General features: G+C 44.2%; 20 protein-coding genes, 2 tRNA genes, 1 other RNA gene and 1 pseudogene. 12 read left to right on the top strand and 12 right to left on the bottom strand.

What is annotated here, in order from left to right:
* The first annotated feature begins 452 nt into the window (after positions 1–452).
* Complete coding sequence (gene exbB, locus BWD121_RS06265; protein ID WP_078663802.1) at positions 453–1,265, top strand: tonB-system energizer ExbB; 813 nt, start codon at positions 453–455, stop codon at positions 1,263–1,265.
* Entirely contained in the window at positions 1,262–1,876 is a 615-nt protein-coding gene (locus tag BWD121_RS06260) for a biopolymer transporter ExbD (RefSeq protein ID WP_078663801.1), read from the top strand. Before exbB ends, BWD121_RS06260 begins: the two co-directional genes overlap by 4 nt.
* Before the next feature lie 318 nt (positions 1,877–2,194).
* Here BWD121_RS06260 and dut read toward each other — a convergent pair whose 3' ends face one another.
* The 4 genes from dut to BWD121_RS06240 all read right to left on the bottom strand — a co-directional run bounded on the left by dut (position 2,195) and on the right by BWD121_RS06240 (position 6,173).
* On the bottom strand, positions 2,195–2,785 hold the full coding sequence (dut, locus tag BWD121_RS06255; protein ID WP_078663800.1) for a dUTP diphosphatase: 591 nt from the start codon (positions 2,783–2,785) through the stop codon (positions 2,195–2,197).
* A 984-nt stretch (positions 2,786–3,769) separates the two neighbouring features.
* On the bottom strand, positions 3,770–4,519 hold the full coding sequence (locus BWD121_RS06250; RefSeq protein WP_276290793.1) for a hypothetical protein: 750 nt from the start codon (positions 4,517–4,519) through the stop codon (positions 3,770–3,772).
* A 417-nt stretch (positions 4,520–4,936) separates the two neighbouring features.
* On the bottom strand, positions 4,937–5,536 hold the full coding sequence (locus tag BWD121_RS06245; protein ID WP_078663798.1) for a disulfide bond formation protein B: 600 nt from the start codon (positions 5,534–5,536) through the stop codon (positions 4,937–4,939).
* Between the two features lie 34 nt (positions 5,537–5,570).
* Positions 5,571–6,173, bottom strand: coding sequence for a YqaA family protein (locus BWD121_RS06240; RefSeq protein ID WP_078663797.1), 603 nt, complete (start codon positions 6,171–6,173; stop codon positions 5,571–5,573).
* A 231-nt stretch (positions 6,174–6,404) separates the two neighbouring features.
* Here BWD121_RS06240 and BWD121_RS06235 point away from each other — a divergent pair.
* A tRNA-Leu gene (locus BWD121_RS06235) sits at positions 6,405–6,489 on the top strand.
* Between the two features lie 190 nt (positions 6,490–6,679).
* On the opposite strand, the gene BWD121_RS06230 is transcribed toward BWD121_RS06235, so the two are convergent.
* The 3 genes from BWD121_RS06230 to BWD121_RS06220 form a co-directional block, all read right to left on the bottom strand.
* Positions 6,680–7,255 (bottom strand): hypothetical protein, encoded by a 576-nt coding sequence (locus tag BWD121_RS06230; protein WP_078663796.1) that lies wholly within the window; start codon positions 7,253–7,255, stop codon positions 6,680–6,682.
* Between the two features lie 611 nt (positions 7,256–7,866).
* Positions 7,867–9,714: a toprim domain-containing protein gene (locus BWD121_RS06225; RefSeq protein WP_078663795.1), complete on the bottom strand. Its 1,848-nt coding sequence runs from the start codon at positions 9,712–9,714 to the stop codon at positions 7,867–7,869.
* Between the two features lie 165 nt (positions 9,715–9,879).
* Positions 9,880–11,082 (bottom strand): DUF1376 domain-containing protein, encoded by a 1,203-nt coding sequence (locus BWD121_RS06220; protein ID WP_078663794.1) that lies wholly within the window; start codon positions 11,080–11,082, stop codon positions 9,880–9,882.
* A gap of 514 nt (positions 11,083–11,596) precedes the next feature.
* On the opposite strand from BWD121_RS06220, the gene BWD121_RS06215 reads away from it, so the two are divergent.
* The 4 genes from BWD121_RS06215 (at position 11,597) to BWD121_RS06200 (ending at position 14,731) form a co-directional block, all read left to right on the top strand.
* Positions 11,597–11,914, top strand: a complete 318-nt coding sequence (locus BWD121_RS06215; RefSeq protein WP_078663793.1) for a transcriptional regulator — start codon at positions 11,597–11,599, stop codon at positions 11,912–11,914.
* Positions 11,915–12,266: 352 nt separating this feature from the next.
* On the top strand, positions 12,267–12,656 hold the full coding sequence (locus BWD121_RS06210) for a hypothetical protein (protein WP_078663792.1): 390 nt from the start codon (positions 12,267–12,269) through the stop codon (positions 12,654–12,656).
* 6 nt (positions 12,657–12,662) lie between these two features.
* Entirely contained in the window at positions 12,663–12,851 is a 189-nt protein-coding gene (locus BWD121_RS06205; protein WP_078664089.1) for a hypothetical protein, read from the top strand.
* 1,217 nt (positions 12,852–14,068) lie between these two features.
* Positions 14,069–14,731 (top strand): lambda exonuclease family protein, encoded by a 663-nt coding sequence (locus tag BWD121_RS06200; protein ID WP_078663791.1) that lies wholly within the window; start codon positions 14,069–14,071, stop codon positions 14,729–14,731.
* A gap of 980 nt (positions 14,732–15,711) precedes the next feature.
* Here BWD121_RS06200 and BWD121_RS06195 read toward each other — a convergent pair.
* Positions 15,712–15,786: transfer RNA gene (locus tag BWD121_RS06195), tRNA-Thr, on the bottom strand.
* 223 nt (positions 15,787–16,009) lie between these two features.
* Between BWD121_RS06195 and BWD121_RS06190 the strand changes: the two genes are divergently transcribed.
* From BWD121_RS06190 to BWD121_RS08315, 4 genes are all read left to right on the top strand, one after another.
* Positions 16,010–16,207 carry a hypothetical protein gene (locus tag BWD121_RS06190; RefSeq protein WP_078663790.1) on the top strand — a complete coding sequence of 66 codons (198 nt, stop codon included), beginning with the start codon at positions 16,010–16,012 and terminating at the stop codon, positions 16,205–16,207.
* Positions 16,208–16,403: 196 nt separating this feature from the next.
* Positions 16,404–17,699 carry a UDP-N-acetylglucosamine 1-carboxyvinyltransferase gene (murA, locus tag BWD121_RS06185; protein WP_078663789.1) on the top strand — a complete coding sequence of 432 codons (1,296 nt, stop codon included), beginning with the start codon at positions 16,404–16,406 and terminating at the stop codon, positions 17,697–17,699.
* Between the two features lie 278 nt (positions 17,700–17,977).
* Complete coding sequence (locus BWD121_RS08320; protein WP_158078256.1) at positions 17,978–18,142, top strand: hypothetical protein; 165 nt, start codon at positions 17,978–17,980, stop codon at positions 18,140–18,142.
* Positions 18,123–18,329, top strand: a complete 207-nt coding sequence (locus tag BWD121_RS08315; protein ID WP_158078255.1) for a hypothetical protein — start codon at positions 18,123–18,125, stop codon at positions 18,327–18,329. Before BWD121_RS08320 ends, BWD121_RS08315 begins: the two co-directional genes overlap by 20 nt.
* Here the strand turns inward: BWD121_RS08315 and BWD121_RS06180 are convergent.
* From BWD121_RS06180 to BWD121_RS06165, 4 genes and pseudogenes are all read right to left on the bottom strand, one after another.
* Complete coding sequence (locus BWD121_RS06180) at positions 18,320–19,183, bottom strand: TIGR00282 family metallophosphoesterase (RefSeq protein WP_078663788.1); 864 nt, start codon at positions 19,181–19,183, stop codon at positions 18,320–18,322. The genes BWD121_RS08315 and BWD121_RS06180 overlap by 10 nt on opposite strands.
* A 3-nt stretch (positions 19,184–19,186) precedes the next feature.
* A complete protein-coding gene (locus BWD121_RS06175) occupies positions 19,187–19,795 on the bottom strand; it encodes a 5-formyltetrahydrofolate cyclo-ligase (RefSeq protein WP_078663787.1) in 609 nt (202 codons plus the stop codon).
* A 543-nt stretch (positions 19,796–20,338) separates the two neighbouring features.
* Positions 20,339–20,499, bottom strand: a non-coding RNA gene (gene ssrS / locus BWD121_RS06170) — 6S RNA.
* Between the two features lie 77 nt (positions 20,500–20,576).
* Positions 20,577–21,230, bottom strand: a pseudogene (locus BWD121_RS06165) (tetratricopeptide repeat protein); the annotation flags it as partial.
* On the opposite strand from BWD121_RS06165, the gene BWD121_RS08525 reads away from it, so the two are divergent.
* Positions 21,166–21,597: a hypothetical protein gene (locus BWD121_RS08525; protein WP_240536715.1), complete on the top strand. Its 432-nt coding sequence runs from the start codon at positions 21,166–21,168 to the stop codon at positions 21,595–21,597. The pseudogene BWD121_RS06165 and the gene BWD121_RS08525 overlap by 65 nt on opposite strands.
* Positions 21,598–21,617 lie beyond the last annotated feature (20 nt).

Genomic DNA, 21,617 nt, shown 5'->3' with positions numbered 1-21,617 from the left:
GAACTGTTAGATTTTATAAATAAACCTATGGTTGTGCATGCGAATCTGAGGAGGGTATGGGCTCTCTTTAAGAGAGATGCATGAGTGCGTGAGGGGGAAGTATGTATGAGATGGATATGTGTGTGTGAAGTATAGGGGATGTTAAGGCGTGAGGGTATGCGTGAGGGGGATGTGCATGAGGTATATGAGTGTATGGGTGGGGTTTTGGTTTGAGAGGGTGGGGATAGGAGGGCAGACTTGGGAAGAGGAGTGATATGTGGGGGAGAGAGGTGTTTGGGAAAGGGGGGGTGAGAGCGAGGAGGTTCGCGGTGTTGTGTGGGTGAATGATTAGGTTTTGTGAGAAAAAGTGACGGCACTTTTTATTATAACTAGACTTGATTTGTCTTCTTTTATTTTTTATAACTTGTTTTCTAAAGGAGGGGTGGGGTTATTTTGGAGATTTATGAGAAACAATGGGATCTGAAACAGGGGCTTTAGGTAAGAGTTTTACTTTATTTTCGGTAGGTAATTTTTCTCCTTTTTCGATGTTTATGGCTGCCGATAGGGTTGTGCAAGCTGTGATCATTATATTGATACTTGCTTCTCTTGTATCTTGGACAATTGCTCTGGCTAAAATTGTTGAAATAACGTGGGCAAAGCGCAAAGCACATCGTGCATTGCAGTTTGTTCTAAATGCTCAAACTTTCACGCATTTGACCTCTGATTTCAAAAATCAGCAAGAAGCGAATTTAGTCTTTCCGGGGGCAGGTGCAGTCTTTTTGGAAGAAACGCTCAAAGAGGTGGATCTTTCTACTCAGCAGGTGGTCTTCATCAAGTTTCAAGGTACCAGAGAGCGTAAAGATGACGATAGTGCTTTGTGTGCTTTCAATGCGGGGGTAAAAGAGCGGGTACATTTGCTTTTAGCACGGTGTGTTTTGGCTGCTACAAGGCGCATGGCTTGTGGGAGTGCCATTCTTGCAACCATTGGTGCTGTTGCGCCTTTTGTTGGGCTTTTTGCAACCGTGTGGGGGATTATGAATGCTTTTATTGGAATTGCTCAAACTCAGACAACACGCTTGGATGTTGTGGCGCCCGGAATTGCTGAAGCTTTGCTTGCAACGGCTGTGGGGCTTTTTGTCGCTATTCCTGCTGTTGTTATGTATAATGGTTTAACGCGTGCTCTTAATGGATATCGAAATGATTTAGGAGATATTGCTGCTGCTATTGAAAGGCTTTTAAGCCGTGAACTCGACCAACAAAGACAGCAAAAAAGCCGCAAACAATGAAAACAGACTACCATAATGAATATGAGGGCGATGATTTTCAGGTCCAAAGTGAGATCAATGTAACGCCTTTTATCGATGTTGTTTTGGTGCTTCTTATTGTGTTTATGGTGGCTGCACCTTTGGCAACATCTGTTATTTCTGTTCAGTTGCCTTCTGTAACAACAACGCCTGTTTCTCAGCCCGATAAGCCTCTTTATATTACCTTACAAAAGGATCATTCTTTTTATATTGGTGACACTCTTGTGGAGGAGGGAGAATTTATTGAGGTCTTGTCTGAAGAAACTCGAGAAAATTTGGAAACAAAGATTTTGATTAAAGCAGATGAAGAAATGGACTATGGCCGTGTTGTTAATGTGCTGGATCAGTTGCAAGCAGCTGGATATACCAAAATTGGTCTTGTGGGAATGCACAAAACTTTAAACCATAGTGAGAGGGGAAATGGTAAAGGGGGAAACAGGGGTGACAAGGAAAACAATGGTGATGGCAGAGATAAGGGTGAGGGAGATAATAATGGTAAGGGGGATGGTAATGGGAGAAGCAATCGTGAAGAGGGAAATGGAGGAAATGGGAACAATAATGGCAAGGGGGATGGTAACAGTGAGTGGAGATAACAGGGGGAACAAAGAGCCCACAGCTGATATCACATTTTCTCACGAGTAAGATTTTTTTATGAGTCTGAAAAGAGAAGAGCTTTTCTCTTGAAAATAATGGGCAAGGTGCTTTTTCAGATAAAAGAGCTTCAGTTTTCCAGAAGTGGAGAGGGGTTAGTTTGTGTTGCTCTTGCGTGGTGATGGGAGAGGAAGCATTCTCTTATAAAAAGCGCTAAAAGCTTGCGTTTAATGCAGGGAAATAGGTTTTTTAAAGCGCCAGAAGCCCCGGCGCGCCTTATAGAGGTGCGGGGGAAGAGAGTGGATATTAGGGCAGAAGGATTAATTGTGCCCTGTTGAGCCAAAGCCGCCTGTTCCACGCTCTTGAGTGTGGTTTGTTTCATGCGCTTTACATGAGGTGTTTTTTTGATTTGGCTCGATAACACGAATATCAACTTGAGTGACAGGTGCGATGACTGTTTGTGCAATGCGCATTCCACGTTGAATGGGGAAATCTTCTTGCCCTAAATTGATGAGAAGCACTTTCACTTCACCGCGGTAGTCACTATCAATCGTTCCGGGGGTATTTAAGCATGTGATGCCATGTTTTAAAGCCAAGCCAGAACGTGGACGTATTTGTGCTTCATAGCCAGGTGAGAGGTGAAAAATTAAACCTGTAGGGATGAGAGCACGTTGTCCGGGGGCTAAAACGATTGTTTCATTTTCTGCCAATGCTGCACGCAAATCAAGACCAGCAGAACCGGCTGTGGCATATTGAGGAAGATCTAAATTTTGCCCGTGGGCAAGGCGTTCTACCGAAAGGGTAAGTTTTTGTGAAGGGGTGGAGGAAAAATCACAAGAAGAGGCGCTCTTTTGGCTGTGTGCATGAGCATTGGAGGAAGGGTCAGACGAAGTAGAGGAGGGATGAGACATAACGTGAAGTTTCCAAAATATAAACGATAGCAACTCACTTTAACAAAAGCTTTCAAGCAAAACAAGCCGGTAAAGATTTGCCCGAGAAGAGGCTTATTGATGGAGGTTTGTCTGGATGGTTGTCGGCGGTGGGGGTGCTGATAATGGCTTACTGATGAAGGCAGCTGATGAGGGGTTACTGATAAGGGCTTATTGAGGGAGGTTTGTCGGTGGGATATAAGGATTATAAGGGGGTGAAAAACCGTAAGAAGAGGTGCGTTTTGGATGGAATTAGGTGCTCCTTTTGGTTGTTTGAGGAGTATTAGGAGAAGCACGGGATAAGGTGAGAGAGGGGGATGAGGCGGCGAGGTGGAGAGGGAGGTAGAAGGGGATGAGATGGGAGAAGTGTGAGGCGAGGTGGGAGAGAATAAGAGAGAGGGGAAGGAGATGGAGGAGGTGAGGGGTTGTCGATGAAGGGTTACTGAGGGAGGTTTGTCGGTGGGATATAAGGAGCATGACATGAGAGAGGGGAAAAAAGTCACAAGGAGTGGTACTCTTTTGGCTGTTTGAGGAGTATTGGGAGAAGCGCGGGATAAGGTGGGAGAAGTGTGAAATGAGGCGGTGAGGAGAATGAGGTGGTGAGGTAGAGGGGGATGAGATGGGAGAAGTGTGAGGCGAGGTGAGGGGTTTCTGAAGGGCTTATTGAGGGAGGTTGTCGGTGAGGCACAAGGGGCATAAGGGGGATGAAAAAATCACAAAAAGAGGTGCTCCTTTTGGTTGTTTGAGGAGTATTAGGAGAAGCACGGGATAAGGTGGGAGAAGTGTGAAATGAGGCGGTGAGGTCGAGAGGGAGGTGGGGGAAGAGGGATGAGGTGAGAAATGGGGTGAAGAAGTGTGAGGTGGGAGAAGTGTGAAATGAGGTGGTGAGGTCGAGAGGGAGGTTGAAGAAGGTGAAGGGGGATGAGATGGTTGGATGGGGTGAGAAGAGGGATCAAGCGTTTTTGTTTATATACTGCCAATCAAAATGCCTGTTGCAAGGACTAAGGCTCCACCCACGATGACTTGGAAAGAAGCGCGCCAGAAAGGTGTGGCCATAAATTTATTTTGAATCCAGACAATAGCCCAGAGTTCAAAGAATACGATAAGGCAAGCAAGGGCTGTTGCAAGATAAAAGTTGTCAATGAGATAAGGAAGAGCATGGCCTAGCCCCCCAAGCATTGTCATGACGCCGTTGGCAATGCCTCTTTTAAGTGGAGAGCCACGCCCCGATAATTTTCCATCATCATGGGCTGCTTCGGTAAAGCCCATTGAAAGACCTGCACCAATTGCAGCAGAAAAACCTATCAAAAAAGTTTGATAGGTATCACCTGTTGCAAAGGCTGCTGCAAAAGTGGGGGCAAGAGTTGAGACAGATCCATCCATTAAGCCTGCAAGGCCGGGTTGAATCCACGTTAAAAGTGTTTGTTTATATGCTTGCGTTTGTGATGGGGTGGGTTGATTTTCTTCTTGTGCTGTTTGAAAATTTGTTTCATTGCGGGAAATGTCTGAAAGAGCAGGCTCGTTGGATGAGGGGGCTGAGGTTGGTGCAGGAATATTGCAAGCTGTGCGTAGAGATTCTTGAAAATGCTCAAGCTCTTTGGTGCCCATTTTAGCAAAGATTGCCGTTTGCTCTGGACAATGCTCTTGTAAAGCTTTGGCATATTTTAAATAAAGAGCTGCTTGTTCTTCTTGTAATTGGAGAGCATAAGTGACCATCTCTTGGCATAAAGGGGGCTTAAAAGTGTTATGATGTGAAGAGGGGGAGGAGGACTTTGACATTGTTGCTCTCATTATTAGAATAATTCTAAAATGTAGAGGGCATCAAACGAAAGTCAATTTTGGATATCGTTGAATATTAAAATTCAATCTTGAGTATACAGTTAAGCTTGGATGTAAAGTCAATTTTGAATGTAGGGTCAATTTGGTGTAGGGTGCTTTAAAGTTTAGCTGCGCTGTAGGGGGTGCGTAAGGGGCGGGTTGTGTTGTAAGAATGTAGCTTGGGTTGTGGGTGGTGTGATTTGTGTTGGAGGAATGTTGTAGGATGAGGGATGCGCTTAAAGGGGTGCGGGTGGTATATGATGGCGCTGTGTTGGAGGGGGTATGTGGCTTATGTTGTCGGGTAGAGGTGTGGCTTTACGTTTTTTTTGCTCTGAGGTATTTATTTTCATCATCATCTGAGAGGAGCCCTTTGGATGCTACATACAGACTGATGAGCATGTACAACAAACTGGCAAGGGCATTCCACCCGGCAAATGATAGAAAAAGAAAGCGCACTGGTGCTTGAGCACAAGAGGGGGATGCTGGGGGCTTTTCAAGTGACGTAAAAAGTTGGTTTACATCTGTTGTGAGTGTTGTTGTGTTTAGGCTGCATTGGGCTGGTGCTGGCCAAAAGTGATATTCAACACCGGCATGATAAATTGCAAGCCCAAGACTTGTTGCCATGAGCACAAAAACGCATATAAATAAAAACCGTACCAAAGGGGACAAGCAAGAAACCCATGCCAAAAGGCCTGCTAAGACTAAAAGCGGGAGGGCACTGTAATAGGGAAGGCGCTCAAGCAAACATAAGTGGCATGGAAGATAACCACCGATAATTTCAAAGCCTAGTGCGATGGCCAGTGTGGCGGCAAGGCAAAGGGTTAGAAAAAAGGCCCACAAACTTTGCTCTTTATTGCTTTGTTTGCGGTAAAGATGTTTCTTTATAAAGCATTGGCAAGATAAAGAGGTACTCATTTAACATATTCTCTCAAGTGAACGAGGAATGATTTTAAAAAGCAGAGTATAGTTTATAGACTAATAGGTTATAGGCTAACAAGAGAAGAATCAAACCAATGGGCAAAAACCATGTAAAGTGACGAGAGAATAAATCGATTGCTTTTTGACCAAAGCGTCGAATAAACCAGGCAAAAAGATAAAAACGAGCCCCACGTGCTAAGAGGCAGATAACAATAAAAAGTGGGAGGGGTACACCCATAGCCCCTGATAGAAGTGTGACAAGCTTGATGGGTGGAAAATGGAAAAGCCCTGATGTGATCAGTAAAATTATGAGAAATTTTAATGTTGCACCATTTTGAAATGTCTGAAAACTCTCATATTTACCATAGAATTCTAAGATTGGTTTGGCGATGGTATCATAAGCATAAAAACCTATAACCCAGCCAAAAGCCCCCCCTAAGGTAGAGCACAGTGTGCCAATTAACGCATAGCGATAGGCTTTTTGTGGGCGAACAAGTGTCATTGGAATGCACAAGACATCAGCTGGAATCGGAAAAAAGGAACTTTCAAAAAAAGCAATTATCCCAAGCCAATGTGGTGCAGTGCGACGCTGTGCTAATGATACGACCCATGCTTTTAATTTGTTTAACATCATAGTTTTAAAGCCCCAATAATTTCCCCTATAGTTTTCATATACATACTTTCAAATAAACCAGATTAATTCAATGGGTTAAAAATGATGCATAGAGTTAAAAAAACAAAAGTCCAGTTAAAAAATGCAAGTCCAGTGTTGACGAATCTCTACTTCTTCATATAGTGCAAGAAAAAAGGGCACAAGCTTCCCTTATGTCTTGATAAAGCTACAGTGTGATAAAAGCTGCAGTGTGCGGGTGTGGTGGAACTGGTAGACGCGCCAGACTCAAAATCTGGTTCCGAGAGGAGTGTCGGTTCGAGTCCGACCACCCGCACCATAGACAAATTTCTTCCAGATGTGGATGTTTATTAGGAAAGATCCAAGGGCGTGAGTTTGCTTGGAAGCATTGATGGCGTGTACTGTTTTTTCAATTTAGGTGAAGTGAGGTTGGTTGGTTGGGATTTTACCCCCTTGGTTAAGTGGGGGTACTGTTTTTTGAAGTGGTGGGGGAGTTTTTATGCGTTATTTTAAGTTTTTGCATAACCCCAGTGGGTTGCCATCAGGTCTAGGCAATCGCGTAAATGATCAGCAAGAGAATTTTGCCTGCGTTTTAAAGGGCTTAAATCTTTGATTGATTGGTTATAGCCGATTACTTGCTCAACAAGTTGATAGCCAAGAATACCCAGTTGAATCTTAATCGTTTGTAATTGATCTGTTGCTTCCATTTGGCGTTCAAGGGTATCTGTATAATAATGGCCGCCATCGACTTTTTGACGGGTGTAATCGATGCCCATGTGTGTGTTACCTTGTTGTATGTGCCAATAATAATAAAAACGTTCTGCTGCTTTATATTGTGCTTTGCTGATATGTCCTTTTGCATATAAAAGAGCAATGGGGCGGCTGTGAGCATCAGCAACTGCAATGATAGTGCGTGGGTTGCTGGGGTTTTCTTTATGGGTGGGTTGAAAATAAGGATTGCTTGTTTCGATAAGCATTTCTTCTGTTTTTAAGTGGCCAATGCGCTGATGTTTTGTATATGGGTGTGCGTAATTTACAGTGTTCTTTTTAAGTGCATCGGTATTTTTATCGTGATGATATTTCATTACTTTCCTCCTTTAATGAAAAATGTGTCAGAAGATTTTCAAATGAAAATGAAAGGGGTTAAATGAGAATGGGTGGGAGGGCTTTTAAAGTGGAGAGGGTCTTTAAAGTGGGAGGGGTCTTTAAATAAGAATGGGGGTTTTAAGAAAATGGGAAGGGATGAGTGAACATAAGAGGGTGGTCAGTAAAAATAATAAGGGTTAAATGAAAATGAGGGGGTTAAAGGAGAATGATGAAGATGGGTGAAAACGGGGGAAATGAATAAGACTGAGGGAAAATGAGTAAAGAATGATGGAGGATGAATGAAAACAGGATTTAAGTGAGAAAGAATTACTAAAGCAATGTGTATCAACATAGATTTTACCGTGTGAGTGTTTTTTACGTTGTGGAGTGTTTTTAAGGACGGGAGAGTATTCTTTAGGGTATGGTTTTGTTTGTGTATGGTTTTGTTTTTAAGAGGTGATCTATTTTAAAGGTGTGGCGTGTGTTGGGTAGGGTTACTTTAAGGGGTGAGGCAAGGTTGCATTGTTGGGCAGGTTTGTAAGAGAGAAGAGGTTGTATGTTCCTTTTGGGATTGTGAGGGTTGTGTGTTTGTGTGCTCTTGGGGATGAGGTTATGAGGGGGGATGAAGTTGCGAGGGGGAGTGGGGCTGTGAGGGGGATGAGGTGGTGAATTCAAAATAACGGCGTGGTTCTTGGTGGGGTGTTGAAGAACAACGGTAGCGATAGGTTTTGGGGTCAAACCAAAGGCCAATTTTTCCTTCAAAATCGCCGGAACGTTGTTTGGCGATGTTCATAATTACCCCGGGGCGGGCTGCTAATTCAGCTTTTTCTGTTGCACGTTGGGCTGCAAGAATTTTATCCTCTAAAGAGCGATTGCGCCAGATTGTGATGATATTAAATGCATTGGCTCCAATTTCTGAGGCTCCTTTTATATCTTCAGTGCCAGGAATATCTTTCTCTATACCACTTTTGCGTGTATGGGCGACAAGGTGAACGTGCACGGCATTTAAAATTGCCCAGTCAACAATTTTATAGACTGCTTGTTCTTGCCCTGTATAGTCATCTGCAGCGATGCCAAGCCGCATTAAGCTGTCGATAATAAATTGATCACAGCCATATTTTGCACGGCAATAGTCAAAGACATCAAGCAGGGTTTGAATATCTGATTTGCCTACGTGCTCGTACAAAATGAGACCGTCGTCTAGAAAATGCAGAATCTGTTCGATCATGGTTTTTGTTGGTTGGTTATCTCCCCCTGTTTGTCTGATTAGACGGCGAAGCGATTGTTCCCCCTTCATTTCGAGTGAGGCTAGACAAAGACGGCTTTTTTGTGCAATCCAATGGACAATACAGTCTGATAACAATTGGCTTTTACCGGCACCGCTTGCACCACTCCAGAGGGTTAATTCTGCTGGGCGAAAATACAATTTTCCATTTAATTTTGGATAAGGAACCGTATAACCAAGGTGCTGTTTGGGAGTGGGCCAAAACAGCTCTATCACTTGGTTGCGATAATCAGATGCACGCTTTAACCCCTTTGGTGCAAAGCTTTGGGCTTTTGAAAAAGCGGCTTTTATAGTTGAAGTCTCAATGCCTGCTTTTAAACAGTCATTGGCATCTTTACAGGGCAAGTGGACACGATAACACCGGTGTCGACCAAGTCTGTGAGCAATTTCAAGGGCAGCTTCTTCGCCTGGTTTGTCCATGTCTGTTGCTAAGAAGATTTTCTCAAAAATTTCTAAATGATCAAATTCATTTTCAATCCAAGCTTGTTTGCCCCCCTTGCCCCCTCCAAAGGGGACTGATAAGGCTGGGTACCCATAGGCTGCTAACGAAAGCGCATCAATTTCTCCTTCGGTGATAACAAGGGTGCGTTGCGTTGGGGAGATGGCCTGCCATCCAAATAAAATTGGTTCACAATGAGAAGCTGTGGGTTTTGCTTTTGCACCTTCTTGTGTAGGACGTGTTTTTACCAATGCAAGCGTACCATCGGGTTTATAAAATGGAAAAATGATCTGGTTTCCATCTTCTTGGATGCGATAACGTTCTAGGATATCTAAGGGGATATGCCGTTTTGTGTGTAAATAATTTTTCACCTCATGGCGGGGTTTACTCCCTTTTGGAACAGGGGGAAGGCGATAGGGATGACGCGGGGCCATAAAGGGTTTTGGGCGCGAAAGATTTAAGTAAGAACGGGCTTCATCCAATGCTTGAGAAAGGCTGATCCCTTTAACTGCACACCACAGGTCTAAAAGGTCGCCGCCGCTTCCTTCTGCAAAATCATACCACAAACCTGCTTTGCTGCCCTTTAAACAAAGCGATAAGCTTTGACCTGGTTCACCTTGTGTGCTGCCCACGCTCCAGTCATTACCGCGTTTTTTTCCTTGTGGAAGAAGCATTTGTGCGACTGATTCTGCTTGAGATGCAAGCTTTTGTTTGATTTCAAAAATCGTGCTCATGTTCCCCTGCTTGTAGTAGTCTATATCGTGTTTATGTTGTGGTTTTTTGTGCTTAAAGTGCGCCTGTGTCGTATTTGTATGGCGCTTATATTGGTTTAAATTGCGCTTGAAGTTATATTTGCAGTGGTTTGCTGGTGTTGCTGGTTGTATTGATTTGGTTTTTTGTTACTTTGCTTGATAATTGATAAGGTTGCGATAAAGGGCATCTTCTTGAGTGCTGTGGGGCACTGTGTGTGAACCAGATGATAAAGCGAAAAGCTTTTCTTGGTTTTCTCTTAATCGCTCGATTTCACGCCGATACCAATTGCGCCATGTGGCTGACCAGTCGACCTTTAGGGCGTGTTTGCCGCTTTTAGCATGCCAATAGTCGCGAAATTTCTTTTCTTGCCAGCGGGCTTGTTCTTCGCTCAAACCTTCTAAGATTGCTGCGTGAATGTCACCCACCCAGTTGGCAGGAAGGCGGTGGCCTTTCAGGCTTTTTGTGATGGAAGGATGCGCGCTGGAGTGGGAGGTTGTTTCAGGGTATGTGGTGGCAAGGTCTGGTGCGAGGAGCTCGGTGGATGAGTATTCGGTAGATAGGTGGGTGGTAGATGATGAATGGGTGGTGGAAGGATGTGCGCTGGAGTGGGGGGTTGTTTCAGGATATGTGGTGGCAAGGTCTGGTGCGAGGAGCTCGGTGGGTGAGTGCTCGGTGGATGAGTATTCGGTAGATAGGTGGGTGGGTGGGCATGAAGCGATCTGCTCGGTGGGGTGCTCAGTGTGGTGCTTAGTAAATGATGATGAGGTGGATGATGAATGGGTGGTGAAAGAATGCGCGTTGGAGGGGGGGTGTGTGGGAAGATGTTTGTTGGAGTGGGGGTTGGTATCAGAACAGACATCCTTCTTTTGCGAAACACCGTTAGGTGTTTCTTTTTCTTCCTTCTGAGCTTTTGAGTTAAGTTCATCATCTGTAGGGCATGTGTTGAGCAGATGTTGAATTTTTGCATTGATTTTTTTACGTTTTTGTGCCGAAGAACGACCCGCAGAGGATTTTTGTTCAAGCAATTGTGTACGCTCACGAAACACATTTTCGCATCGCTTATTCCATAATCCACAGGTTAAATTTAAAATCTTTCCTTCTGTAATCAACATTTCTAAAACACTGATAAAAGTTCGCTTATCACAACCACAAAGGCGTGCTAAACGTTCTTCTGATAAATCTAAAGGACGGCCCCTTGCATAAATTTCATTAAGAAGAATTGTATAAATTCCAATTTCGTGCGCACGCATTCCACGTACCCCACCTAAAAAGTCATTTTGATACCAGCAAACATAGGGAAGTGTTGACGATTCATAATTAGGAAATTCAGATTGTTCAGCTTGTTTCATAGGAGTGTCAGCTTTCTTTGAATGTATCAGCTTTCTTAATGGGGGATAAGCTTTCTTAAGGTTTTGATTGATGCGGCTTTTTGTGACAGAAAAAAACTAAAAATAGCCTTTTACTTCCTCCTTAATGCGTGCAATCAAAATTTACGATTTCGTAAAATGTTTCTGATTTGTTTTGGTTTTGTTTCATTTTGTTCTATTATTTGTTAGAGTATTGTATTTGTTTTTGTATTTCTCTTAAATCATCTGAAAGTCAGTCGTATTTACTAGAAGGGGTGGAGTTTGCAATTTGAGGTTGCATAAACTGTAAAGGATAAATAATACATACAAAAGACACACAGGCTGTGGAGGTGGTCTGTTTGTATCTTTTGGGGTGTTTCATTGTTTTTTGATAAAATGTAGAATTCACTCCCTAAAATAAAATTTATTTATAATTTTATATCCTCTTTAAAGGATATTGCAAGTCAATTTTATGAAAGACTATGTATTTTATTGAAGACAGCTAAGGGTGAGACTTATGAGTATTGATGGTTGGCGTCACAGATTAAATGAAGCGCTTATAAAAAGTGGACGGTCAAAGCGCTCTATTTCCCTTGCGGCAGGCAAAGGAGCTGGTTATCTTCATTCTATTCTTTCTGAAGGCAAAGACCCCACGATTGAATCGCTTTCGGATGTGTGTCAGACAATTAATGTGAGTATGAGTTATATTCTCTATGGAGAAAATCCTGCTCCTGAAGATCGGGAATTTATTGATCTTCTGGCAAAGATTTCTCCTGAAGAACGACAGGCAATTTTAACTCTCTTGCGCAGGCCAACTGACGAAGTAAAACCATAACAGCTCTTTGACTTTCAGGCTCAAGATTTCCCCAATACTGTATCAATTTTAAATCACTCATTTCAGCTCTCCCAATCTGTTTGTGTCTATTGCCCCATCTGTTGTACCTATTTATTTGTGCCCTTTTGTTTATTTTTGTGTCAATTTAGAACAAATAGAGAACAACATAAAAATGCGATAGAAAATTAGTCAATTTTTACGTGCTGTTAGAATGTTCGTAAAAGTTAAAAATATATCTTTTGTTAAGGATAAAACAATTGACATCTCTCCCATAGAGGAGATAAGACTAACGCTATATTTGACTATGTCAAGATAGAGTTTAGCTTTATCAACTGTCCTGAGGGAGAAATTTATGAAAGACATTCCATTCGTTAAAGAGGATGAAATCCTCATCATTCTTGGTGAGGATTCAGATGATGATGTTTACATTGGGCCTATTGATTGTCTTGAGGACATTTTGGATCTTATGGAGCAATGCGATGCTGTTCAAAGGCTTTTACGGCTTGATTTAAGGACTCTCCATGCTGATGATGTGAGTGAACAAGTTGCTGAGATATATATGAAATGCCATGATTTTGATGAACAAGAGGGTTATTTTCACCCCTTTATTCTCGAGAGTGATGTGTATCATGAGTATTTAGAGGACAAGGCTACTCGTGTGTATCAAGATAATGTTTATGGGTCTTATGAAAAACAGCATCGTTTGCGCCCGTGTGATGTTTTGGATCGTTATTGGAGGTAAATGATTATGGCAAATTATCTTCAAACAATTTATCACGGGGTTCCCCTTTATTATGCTGGAACTCTTCGCAACACGATTAGGCTTGAACCACAAAAACACAAGGCAGTTCCTTTTATTTCACGAAAGGTTGCTCAGCGTGTTGCTTATAATTTGAGCTGCAGGTCACCCGAGAATGATTTTTATGTAGTGCCATAGGTTGATTGCTTTGCCCCCTCTTTAAGAGAGATTTTGTCTTGGAGAGGGGACCTTTTCTTGTAGGGGTTTTTCCTTGTGTGGGGGATGAGGGGTGTGCCCTCTTCGAGGGGGTTTTTAAAGAGCGTGTGGTGCGGGGGATAAGGCTGGTGTGAATGGGAAGAGACATGCAGATTTCAGATTATGTTGATAGAGGAGGGTGGCGTTTGAGGGTGAAGTTTGTGAGGAGCGTTGGTTGGAGAGGAGGATAGGCTGGAAGAAGATGAGAGCCAGATCGGTCGGTGTTGGTGGTGGGGCAGTTATTTGCGGTGTACTGGTGGGAGGGATGGCAAGGTTTGATGGTGGCTGTGAGGAGATAGCCGGAGTGTTAATGTGAGAAGAGGGTTTAAGAGATTGGGAGGTTGCATGATTTTGAAAGAAGGGGGTGAGGGACTTTGTGGGTGCGCTTGAGATGGCCTCTCTTCGAGGGGGTTTTTAAAGAGCATGTGGTGGGGGATGAGGTTGGTGCGCGTGGGAAGAGACATGCAGATTTCAGATTATGTTGATAGAGGAGGGTGGCGTTTGGGGGTGAAGTTTGTGAGGAGCGTTGGTTGGAGAGGGAGGGGATTGATTTCAGGAGTCTGCATGAGTTTGAGAAAGTCGCATAAGAGGTGCAGTAAGAGGTGCGTAAGAGAGTGTGAGAGGCTGTGTTTGTGATGGAGTGTGGAGGGTGTAGGTTGAACTGTGCCGGTGGGAATGAGTTTTAATGGTGGTGGTGGGAGAGAGTTTGGGAAATTAGGGTTGTTTGGGAAAAGAGATTGGGCGCTTGCGGGGGCGTTGGTGGAAGGCAGGTTTAGGAGATTTAGTGTAAGAGGTGATGTCTGGCAAGAGCGTGGAGAAGTAGATTGCTTGTATTGATGGAGGAGAGGTTGGGGAAGCGCAGATCGAGCTGTGTCGGAAGAGGATGAGGTTGTTTGAGGTATGCCGGTGGGAGAGGATGGGTGAGGGTTGATAGTGGCTGTGGGAAATGGCTAGGAATTAATGTGAGGAGAGGGTTTAAGAGATGGAGAGGTTGCCAGAGAGAAAAGCCGGGGGCTTGAGGGTGCTGCTTGAGAGGGGGTTGTGCCTGGCAAGAGTGTAGAGGGAGAGACAGATTGTGTTGGTGAGAGAAGGATAGTGTTTGAGGGTGAGGGCCCTGTGCGCGTTGGTAGAGGAAATAAAGAAGAGGAGATGAAGAGACAATGCCAATTATTATTGATTGTGTTCAAGGAACGGATGAATGGCGTCAAGCACGTAATGGTTTGATTACAGCTTCTTTGTTTGAGATGGTTATGGCGCGCAAAAAAGATGGGCAAAAGACACAGAAATATCATTGTGTGATGATGAAACTTGCTGGAGAAAGAATCACAGGGAAATCTGTAGAAGAGGGGACAACACTATCTATGCGACGTGGTACACAGTTGGAGCCAAATGCGCGCCAGCTATATGGGGTGTTTACGCAGACAGAGCCTGAATGTATTGGTTTTGTTTTAGCTGATGATCGCAAAAAAGGTTTTTCGCCCGATGCTTTTATTGGGGCAAGTGGTCTGTTGGAAATTAAAACGAAAAAACCTGAAATTTTGATCCCTCATTTTTATCAAAATACGTTTCCTGTTGAGCATAAGGCACAATGCCAGGGAGGGTTATGGATTGCTCAACGTGAATGGGTGGATTTAATGCTTTATTGGCCCGATATGCCACCTTTAATTAAACGTGCTTATCGCGATGAACCTTATATTCGTAGGCTTGAAGCTGAAATTAACCGTTTTAATGATGCTTTGGAAAATATGGTGCATAAAATTCAACAAGCTGACAGAGGATTATTCACAATACGGCGAGGAAACGGATCTGGAGAGATGCGTTAAAAGATGGATTTGGAAAGGTTTAGCTGTGTGGGTAGTGGGGGGGGTGAGTGGGAAGATTGGCTCCTTTTCGAGAGGGGGGGATTTTCTTTGGAAAGGGGCTTTCTTGTGGGGGATTTAGGGTGCGCTTGAGAAGGGTTATGTCTGACAAGATATGGAAAGGAGGGGTGCGAGGCTTGGTGTGAGGGGGAGAAGAGGCTGAGAGGGTGAAAGATTGGGCTGTGCCGGTGGTGAGGTGAGGCGGTTTCTTGAAGGTGTGCCGAGGAGGAGAGGATTGGGGAGGTGAGGTTTGATGGTGGCTGTGGGAGATGGTTGGGGATTTAGTATGAGAGGTTGGGTTGTGGGATTGGGAGGGGGGGTTTGAGGAGAAGAAGCCGGGGGGGGGTGAGAGGATGAGTGTTGGATGGCGCGTTTGAGGGTGATGATTGGGTGTACTGGGGGGATGTTTAAAAGAATGAGGAAAGAGGGTGCAAGGTTTGGTGTGAGGGGGAGAAGAGGCTGAAGGGGTGGAAGATTGGGTTGTGCCGATGGTGAGGTGAGACGGTTTCTTGAAGGTGTGCCGAGGAGGAGAGGATTGGGGAGGTGAGGTTTGATGGTGGCTGTGGGAGATGGTTGGGGATTTAGTATGAGAGGTTGGGTTGTGGGATTGGGAGGGGGTGTTTGAGGAGAAGAAGCCGGGGGGGGGTGAGAGGATGAGTGTTGGATGGCGCGTTTGAGGGTGATGATTGGGTGTACTGGGGGGATGTTTAAAAGAATGAGGAAAGAGGGTGCAAGGTTTGGTGTGAGGGGGAGAAGAGGCTGAAGGGGTGGAAGATTGGGTTGTGCCGATGGTGAGGTGAGACGGTTTCTTGAAGGTGTGCTGAGGAGGAGAGGATTGGGGAGGTGAGGTTTGATGGTGGCTGTGGGAGATGGTTGGGGATTTAGTGTGAGAGGTTGGGTTGTGGGATTGGGAGGGGGTATTTGAGGAGAAAAGACCGTTGGAATGGTGCTGCGAGAGAGGATTGAACTCTCGACCTCTCCCTTACCAAGGGAGTGCTCTACCACTGAGCTACCGCAGCACGTCTCACTCTTTGCGGTGCCTTGTGCCATATTGTTATAAAATAGGCAAGAGAGCATTTATCTCTTCTTGCAAGAAAACGCTTCTTATGGCATGACGTAGACGTTTTTTAAAAGAAATTCTTGACTTAAAATATGTTATTTTTCCAAAAGGTTATAAAAGCAAAAAGCTTGTGAAAGCAAAGGGCTATAAGAGTTATTGCAAGGGTTATAAAAGTTATTGCTATGACACATCAAAACCAGAATACACAAACAAAAGATGCCCAAAATGATAAGAAAAAACAACGTGAGCAAAGGCTGACAAAGCAATTGCGCGAAAATCTGAAACGGCGAAAAGAACAAAGTCGAAAACGCTCACAAGACTTACAAATTCGCAAGAAGAGTGCACAAAAGAATTTTCAGTTTGCGAAAAAGAACGCGTGATTTAAAAATGTGACGTCATTCTTTATACCCGTGTGGTTTTAATGAGTGAGTGTTAAACCATGGCAAAGAATCACTGCCCCAAAAATGACATTATTGTGAAAAGAGATCTCAAAAGATAGAATATAGAATAAGGTATAATAAAGTAGAGTAGATAATAAGGTAGAGTAAGATAACAATAGGATAGAGTACAAATACGATGGATTCGATTAAAATTATTGGAGGAAATACACTCCAGGGGGTTATTCCTATTTCAGGCGCTAAAAATGCTGCTTTGCCTTTGATGATTGCGGCATTGCTTACTGAGGAAACATTGATTTTAGATAATATTCCTCATTTGAGTGATGTTGAGCTTTTGATCCGAATTTTGAATAATCATGGCGTTGGTTATGCTGTTGAAGGACGCAAAGTTCATAAAGATTGCGCCGATTCAAGGACAATCCATTTTACTGCAAAAACAATCACATCAACGCATGCTCCTTATGAACTTGTGACAAAAATGCGTGCAAGCTTTTGGGTTATCGGGCCTTTACTTGCACGGTGTTGGGAAGCAAGTGTTTCATTGCCTGGGGGATGTGCTATTGGAACAAGGCCGGTTGATTTTATCCTCGATGGGCTCAAATGTTTAGGCGCACAGATCACCATTGAAAAGGGATATGTTCATGCCACAGCACCCCAAGGGTTAAAAGGGGCGCAGTATCAATTCCCTAAAATCACTGTTGGGGGAACGCATATTATGCTGATGGCTGCTACCCTGGCACAGGGCACAACTGTTCTTAAAAATGCGGCTTGTGAACCTGAAGTGACAAACCTTATTCAAGCACTCAAAGTGATGGGGGCTAATATCACCGGGGAAGGTACCTCAACCCTTACAATCCATGGGGTTGAAAAATTGCACGGTGCACGGGTTGGTGTGGTTGCTGATCGGATTGAGACAGGAACCTATGCAATGGCTGTGGCAATGACCGGTGGACAGGTGTTGTTGAAACATGCCAATCCTGATCATCTCATTGAAGTGCTTGAAGTTTTGCAAAAGGCGGGGCTCACTATTGAACACAAAACAGATGGTCTTGAAGTTACCCGCGATCATAAACAAACAAAAATTACGCCGGTTGATATTACAACCGGTCCTTTTCCTGCTTTCCCAACCGATCTTCAAGCACAATTTATGGCTTTGATGGTGTGTGCTCAAGGCTGTGCAAGGATTACTGAAACCGTTTTCGAAAATCGGTTCATGCATGTGCAAGAATTGGTGCGGTTGGGTGCGCAGATTACGCTTGATGGAAATACGGCCATTATTCATGGAACCGATTATTTGCAAGGAGCACAAGTGATGGCTACAGATCTACGTGCTTCTGTTTCTCTTGTTATTGCTGCACTGGCTGCACAAGGAGAGACAATTGTAGGTCGCGTTTATCATCTTGATCGTGGGTTTGAGCGGTTGGAAGAGAAATTGTCCAATTGTGGGGCCAATATTCAACGCATAACAGTTTGAAATATATCTTCTGGGGCTTTTCTTCCGAGGGGGTTTTCTTTGGTGGGGGCCCCTCTTCGAGGGATGTTTTTTAAAGAGCGTAAAGGGTAAGAAGGGTAAGGCGCGGGGCTCGTGCGAGTGGGAAGAAGTGCGGGATATGGGAGAGTGTTTTTTGAGGATGAATCTGAGGAGGGGCATGAGTTCTGGAGATTGCATGAGTTTGGGAGATAAGGGGTGAAGAGTTGTGTTGGAGAGAGTGAGGGGCATGTGGGGGCAAAGTTGGTTTTCTGGTGTGTGCGATGCTGGGGGAGAAGATAGGTGGTGGGGGGGAGATTGAAAGGGTGGGATGGCGTTTGAGGGGAAGTTTGGATTACTGGTGGGGATTTAGGAAAAGCGAAGGGGCATCAGGTTTATTGATGGAAGGAAGAGAAGATAAGGGCAAGGTTGAGCTGTGTCAGGGGTGAAGAGGGTGGATATACTGGTGGGGGAGTGAGGTGTGTTTGGGAGAAGGTCACCAGGGGGGTGGTGAGAGGAGAGAGTAAGGGGCACGTGGGGCAAAGTTGGTTTGCTGGTGTGTGCGGGCGTTGGGGGGAGAAAATAGGTGGGGGGATTGAAAGGGGTGAGTTGGGGGAAGTGTGGTTTTACAGCTGAAAATCATCGGGAAGAGCTTCCCAAAAGTCTGGAACTTCATTCTTTAAACGGGGGCCTAAACGTATGGCTGAAACATGTTGGGCAAGGCCTGTGCGATCTGAGAGTTCAACGGCAAATCCACAAAGTGTTACTGGGCCTTGTGCGGGTTCATAACGACCCCGTTTTTTCTTATAAAGGAAACGGTATAAAGGTTCTTCCTTATCCATACCAAGAGAGGAGTTGTAATTTCCGCACATTCCTGCGTCTGATAAATAAGCGCTGCCTCCTTCTAAAATCTGTGCATCCGCTGTGGGGATATGTGTATGGGTTCCTACGATAACGCTCACACGACCGTCAAGAAAATGGCCAAAACATTGCTTTTCACTTGTGGCTTCTGCATGAAAGTCGAAGATAATAGCGTCTGCCTGTTCACGCAAAGGGCAGGCGGAAACAATCTTTTCAGCTGCTTCAAATGGATCATCAGCAGTACACGGCATAAAGACGCTTCCCAAAACATTGGCGACAAGAACTTGTGCTCCGTTTTTTGCTGTTATGAAACAAGAACCTCTACCAGGGGTGCCTTCAACAAAATTGGCAGGACGTAAAAAACGTTCACTATAAGTGGCAAATTTCAAAGTTTCTTTGTGATGAAAAGCGTGATTTCCTGTGGTGACAACATCAACACCTGCTGCTAAGAGGTCTTGATACACATTTTGCGTGATGCCAAAGCCATGAGAAGCGTTTTCACCATTCACAACAACACAGTCAAGCTGCCAATGTTTAATGAGTTTGGGAAGTGCGTGACAAACAGTGGAGCAGCTTATTTCCCCCACAATGTCTCCTAAAAATAAAAATCGCATAAGCGTTTTAAGCATAATTTAGCGTTCTATAAAACCCTTTTCTGTGAAAATTTTCTGTAAAACAAGGTCATGCTTTCTTTCAGGGATAGACTCTACTTCCTGACACGAGAAGCTTAAGCCCCATAAATGTGCACGGTGCCCATGTTTTTGAAGATGCTCAATGGCGCGATCGTAGTAGCCTGCACCATAACCGAGGCGGTGGCACTGGTTGTCAAACGCGCAAAGTGGCACAATGATTATGGTGGGGGCGACGACTGCATTGTTTGCGCTGGGACCAAATGTGTTAAACCGCATTAGCTCTAGCTGTGTTGTTGATGCAAATGTTCGAAAAACCATTGTTGTTTCATCAATAATAGCGGGCAGTGCTATATGCCCCCCACGCGATGAAACAAAATCGAACAAAGGGCGTGGGTCTATTTCTGAGTGGATTGGCCAATAGCCGGCAAGAATTGTATGTGAAAAATCCTCAATCATTTGTTCAAGATAATGCGTGATGTGGGAACAGGCACGATGTGAAAAGGTGGTATGTTCATGTGCACAAAGGGCATTACGGTTTGATATGCCAAGAGCACGCAAACGTGATCGGTCAGACGAAATGGATTGCGAATATTGGGAGGTTGTGGACATTGTTTAGTTTGTTATCTCTTCAATCAATAGAAAGCAATCACATTTGAAAAATGTTTTGGGTGGGGACGAGCTGATTATTTCAATCAGTATAAAAGAAAGGGTGAGTAAAAGGAAGGTGTTACGAAGACGAGATGTATAAAAAGAAGAGCGGGTGTGGGTTCTTAAGGGTAGACTTGAGTGTGCTTGTTGAGGGGGGTGTAGTGTGCTTGTTTGAGGGGATGTTGGCTTAAACGTTAGGTGTGTGGGAAGTGTTGTGGGTGCGGGCGAGGCTGGTGCGAGCAAAAAGGGGTGAAGGGTTGTGGAGTAAGGCTGATGCGAGCGAGGGTGGGGAGGTTTTGGAAAAGAGAGCTTGGGGGAGTGTTTTGGGAGGAAAATAGGCTACGTTGGTGGAGGGTTGAGGGTAAGGCTGTGGGGAAGGGCCTATGGATGAGGAGTAGAAATAGAAGTGTACAGTGAATGCTGGGTGATGAGGGCTGGAGTTGTTGTTTTGTGGAAGAGTGTTGGGGAGAGGCGGGAGAGGGTTGGGGATGGGGGGAGGGAAAATGGTGAACCGCAACGACCGATGGAAAAGTTTGATTCCGAGGACCTAGGCTACTAGGTGGGTGCCGTGTGAAAAAGCCCACGAGCTTTCTCAGGGACAGCTCCCTTGGGAATCAATAAGGTCTCAGGAATATGTTATTTCCTATCGAGAAGCGCAGAACACCATCTTCCATTATAGGGTAGTTTAATGATTTCTACTAGACAAAAAAATTACTTTATGATTTTTTCAAATGACAAAAATTCAAATATTTTGATCGAAATTTTTGCTTAAAAGTGTGTCGATGCGGTTCTGGACTTGTTGCATTTGTGGATAAAATGTCAAAGCTGTTTCATAGGCTTTGATGGCAAGCTCTGGTCTTTCTGTTGCTTCCATGACGATTCCAAGCTCAAAAAACGCAATATAATTGCGAGGTTCAAGTTGAAGGGCATGATGAAGGTCTAGCATTGCTAGTTTAAAGTCGCTCAATTGAATGTGTATCCACGCACGCCTGTTCCAGGCTTCAGCATAGGTGGGGGAAAGTGCAATTGCTGTGTCAAGATAATCCAAAGCAAGGCCATAATTTTCTGCGTTAATGCCTTGTTCAGCCCATGTCATCAAAAGATCAATGGTTTCACTGCCAGATTGCGACCATAACCGTTGGATTTGCTGACTTATAGTTTTTGCTTCCTTTGCATTGGCGCAGTATTTTAATTCTTTCAGTAAGCGCACAAGCTCTTTTTCTTTACGCTGTTTAGTTTGATGAGCGTGGCCGTGGTATGGCGATTCTTGATCTTCTAAAAGAGTTGCGGCTGCATCTGGTTCATGAGGTGTTGTTGAAGGTTGATTTGGGATGAGATCATCCAATGGTAGGAGCGATTGTGGGGAAGGTTCTTCAAATGGTGAAGATGGGGAAGATGCAGCAGAAACAAGTGGAATAGGTGAAAATGAAGAAGGCGATAGTGAAGACGGTGGTGGTGAAAACACAGTGAGTAAAGATAGTGTGGGTAGAGGTGGAGTGGGTGAAGATGATAAGAGAGGGGACGCAGTGAGAGAAGAAGATGGGAGTGAAGTTATAAGTGGCAAGAAGGGTGAGGTTGTGGGTGAAGATGAGGCAGGAGTAGGTAAAGCAGGAATGGATGAGGCGAATACGAATGGAAGGATATATCCATTACCGTGGGAAAGCACAAAAAAAACGCTGACACAGACTAAAATAAATATCTGTTTTTTCAAAGTCCTGAAATACAGGGGAAAAAAATGTGTCATCAAAAAAGATATGTTGTAAGAAAAAGCTTTGAGAGCCTC

Source organism: Bartonella sp. WD12.1 (genome assembly GCF_002022415.1).
Lineage (GTDB): Bacteria > Pseudomonadota > Alphaproteobacteria > Rhizobiales > Rhizobiaceae > Bartonella.
This window is presented reverse-complemented; position numbering and strand designations above follow the sequence as displayed.